This window comes from Desertihabitans aurantiacus, from assembly GCF_003344635.1.
GTDB classification, from domain to species: domain Bacteria; phylum Actinomycetota; class Actinomycetes; order Propionibacteriales; family Propionibacteriaceae; genus Desertihabitans; species Desertihabitans aurantiacus.
The window spans coordinates 1-1902 of the sequence record NZ_QPKK01000439.1 but is presented as its reverse complement, the minus strand read 5'-3'; the positions used below and the strand labels follow the sequence as shown (position 1 = coordinate 1902).

Below are 1902 nucleotides of genomic sequence, written 5' to 3'. Positions count from 1 at the left end.
CGCGTCCGGCCGGGCCGGCTCGACCCGCTCCAGCCGCAGCCCGTCGCCGGTGACCTCGAGCACCCGGACCACCCGGACGCCGCCGGGCGCCGCGCGCAGCCAGTCCAGCCCGGCGGCCTCGCGGGCGGCCTCCGCGGCGGAGGTGTGCTTCAGCCAGTCCCGCACGCCGCCTCCCCGCGTCGGGTCAGCTCCACTCGACGGTCGGGTCCTCGGCCGCCATGTCCACCGTCGGGGTGCCGAAGGAGGGGGCGAAGAGGATCTGGCAGTCCCGCATCCGACGACCGTCGACCTCGCACTCGCCGGCGGTGACGTCGACCGAGCCCAGGTAGTCGTAGGTGGAGACGAGGGTCGGGTTCTGCGAGCTCAGCTCGTACTGCAGCGACTTCAGGTTCGCCTTGGTGTCCGGCGGCATCGAGCGCTCGATGGTGCCGTCCTCGAGCTTGGTGCCGTCCTCCAGGGTCGCCGGCAGGTCGAGCCCGCAGCCGGCCTCCAGCTCGTCGCTGGCGACGCACTTCTCCGCGGCCTCGGTCACCAGCCGGGTGAAGAGCTCGGCGCTCTCCTCGTCGAGGACGACCTCGATGTCGGTCAGGCTGCCGCCCTCGTAGTCGTCGGGGGAGGTGATCGTGAACTCGCCGTTCTCCAGGGCGAACCGTTCGACGGTGGTGCTCACCTGGTAGCTACCGGGGAAGACCTCCATCTGCTCGGGGTTCTCCGGTGTGGCGCCGTTCACGGTGATGTCGAGGCCCTTGAGGCCGAACGCGCCAGCGGTGACGGTGCCGCGGGAGAGCTTCCACTGCTCGTCGCGTCCGCGGTACAGCGTGTACTCGGCGGTCACGCTGTCCGAACCCAGGGTGTAGCTCGCCGACACCTCCGCGGAGTAGTCGGTGGCGGTGACCGGCGTGACGGTGATGCCCGTCAACGGCGCGATCGCGTTGGACTCCTGCAGCACCGCGTCGGTGAGCAGCGAGGTGTCGTCCGGCGTCCGGTCGAGGTAGGAGAGGGCGTCGGTGGCGCGGCTCTCCGCGATCGCCTGCAGGTAGCCCTGGACCGTCTGCTCCGGGGTCCGCTCGGCGTCGCCGCCGCCCGGGACGGTGGCGACGTCGCCGTCACCGCCGCGGAGGGCCGCGACCACGCCGATGGTGGCGAGCAGGACGACCACCAGCGCGCCGGCGGCGATGCCGATGATCAGACCGGTGCGGTTCTTCCGGGGCGGCTGGCCCGGGCCGCCGGGCGTCGGACCGTACCCGGGAGGCTGCTGCCCGGGGCCGCCGGGCTGACCGGGACGCTGCTGCCACGGCTGACCGCCGGCGGCACCAGGCGCCTGACCGAAGCCGGGCTGCTGACCCTGCCCGGGCTGCCACTGACCCGGCTGCGCCTGACCGGGCTGCCACTGACCGGGCTGACCGGGCTGCTGGGGGCCGGGCTGACCGTGACCCGGGGGCTGCTGACCTGGTCCGTAGCCGGGCTGACCTCCCGGACCTCCGGGCGCCTGGAAGCCCGGTCGTCCCGGCTGCGGCGGGTGCTGGTCGTTCATGGGTCCCCTTGTCGAAGGTCTCGTCGGAGGCGGCGTCGGCTGCGGGCGCGATGCTAGTTCCTGGGCGGGTCGCGCGCCGACCGACGGGACCGCTGCGGACCGCGCGCGCCCGCTAGCGTGGGCGGGCACCCAGCCGACCGGAGGACCCATGCCGTTCAGACCATCGCTCGCCCTCGTCACCGGAGCGAGCTCCGGGCTCGGCGAGCTCATCGCCCGGCGGTTCGCCCAGCGGGGCGCCGACCTGGTGCTGGTCGCGCGGCGCGAGGACCGGCTGCAGGCGCTGGCCGAGGAGCTCGCCGCCGCGGGCCGTCAGGTGCACGTGCTGGCCCGCGACATCGCGGTGCCCGCCGCCGGGCCGGCGCTGGCCG

General features: G+C 74.4%; 2 protein-coding genes. One reads left to right on the top strand and one right to left on the bottom strand.

Translation table 11 applies throughout. The features are described 5' to 3' along the window. Positions 1-184: 184 nt before the first annotated feature. Positions 185-1534, bottom strand: a complete 1350-nt coding sequence (locus DVA66_RS19945) for a hypothetical protein (RefSeq protein WP_114561531.1) — start codon at positions 1532-1534, stop codon at positions 185-187. 148 nt (positions 1535-1682) lie between these two features. Between DVA66_RS19945 and DVA66_RS19940 the strand changes: the two genes are divergently transcribed. Then, on the top strand, positions 1683-1902 hold a 220-nt coding region (locus DVA66_RS19940), incomplete at its 3' end, for an SDR family NAD(P)-dependent oxidoreductase (RefSeq protein WP_114561530.1).

Bases quoted from the DNA above. Each gene is read 5' to 3' on its own strand.
- DVA66_RS19945 (WP_114561531.1), bottom strand. From the start codon at position 1,534: ATGAACGACCAGCACCCGCCGCAGCCGGGACGACCGGGCTTCCAGGCG.